The sequence below is a fragment of the Paraburkholderia sp. genome, assembly GCF_050742655.1.
In the GTDB taxonomy this organism is placed as follows: Bacteria; Pseudomonadota; Gammaproteobacteria; order Burkholderiales; family Burkholderiaceae; genus Paraburkholderia.
The window spans coordinates 1-1191 of sequence record NZ_JBOIGG010000074.1; the positions used below are offsets into that span (position 1 = coordinate 1).

Consider the following 1191-nt stretch of genomic DNA (forward strand, 5'->3'; position numbering starts at 1 on the left):
CAGCCTGCACTGGGTGATGGATACTCGGATTCCGTGACGTAGCGAAAAAGGCGGCTTGACAGAGAATCGGGAGAAGATTCTGGTTTGATAATGATTCGTCCCGATTTTCTTGAAGCGGCGGCGCGGCAAGAACTGATAGCGCTGATGAAAAACGGCAAGATGGAAGGCCGCGTCACGCGGCGCGCGAACGCGCTGCTGTTGCTTGACGATGGCATGAGCTGCGAAGAAGTTGCGGACGTTCTTTATCTTGATGACGACACAGTGCGGAATTGGCACCGGCTTTGGGAACGGAACGGGAAGGACGGGCTGAAGGAGTTTGGCTACAAGGGCAGCGCGTGCGAGTTGACGGCGGCACAGCAAGAGAAATTGAAGACGTGGGTCACCGAGACTTTGCCACGCTCGACGGCGCAGGTTGGCGCATGGATTGAACAGGAATACGCCATCAGCTACACCCGCTCGGCGATCATCAAGCTTCTGCATCGGACCGGGATGGAATTTAAAGCGCCGAAAGCCGTGTCACGCAAGCTGGATGTGGCCAAACAGAAAGAGTTTATCGACGCTTATAACGCCTTGCTCAACGGTCTATCGGATGACGAAGCGGTGATGTTTGCCGATGCTGTGCATCCGACGCATACCGTGCGGCCGGTGGGATGTTGGGCTCCCAGAGACGTCACGGTTGCGGTCGATCAAACCAGCGGCCGCGATCGTCTCAACATTCACGGCGCCATCGATCTGGAAACGGGCAAAACCAAAATGATCGAGGTGCTGACAGTCAACGCCTTGAGCACAATTGCGCTGTTGATGGCCATTGAGATCATGTATCCGCTCAAGCGGTGGATTCACGTGTTTCTCGACAATGCCAAATACCATCATGCCGAAATGGTAGAGGAATGGCTGGCGCGACCAGGATGCCGGATCAAACTTCACTTCATCCCGGCTTACTGCCCGCATCTTGATCCCATCGAGCGACTATGGGGCTTGATGCACAAAAACGTCACGCACAACAGATGCCACGCCAAATTCAACGACTTCTGTAACGCCGTGTTGGACTTCCTGCGCGTCGAAGTGCCAAAAAACTGGCATCTCTATTGCGATTCTGTCACCGACAACTTCCGGATCATCGATCCTGAGGATTTTCGGGTTTTGATGGCGTAGGAGTATAGTTTGGTCAGAAGAAGGTCTTCATACCAT

At 54.1% G+C, this 1191-nt stretch carries 1 protein-coding gene; it reads left to right on the forward strand.

The features are described 5' to 3' along the window. The first annotated feature begins 90 nt into the window (after positions 1 to 90). Positions 91 to 1155: an IS630 family transposase gene (locus tag ACREXZ_RS30860; RefSeq protein ID WP_431767917.1), complete on the forward strand. Its 1065-nt coding sequence runs from the start codon at positions 91 to 93 to the stop codon at positions 1153 to 1155. The last annotated feature ends 36 nt before the right edge of the window (positions 1156 to 1191 follow it).

Excerpts from the sequence above, each read along its gene's own strand:
- ACREXZ_RS30860 (WP_431767917.1), top strand. The coding sequence starts at position 91 with ATGATTCGTCCCGATTTTCTTGAAGCGGCGGCGCGGCAAGAACTGATA.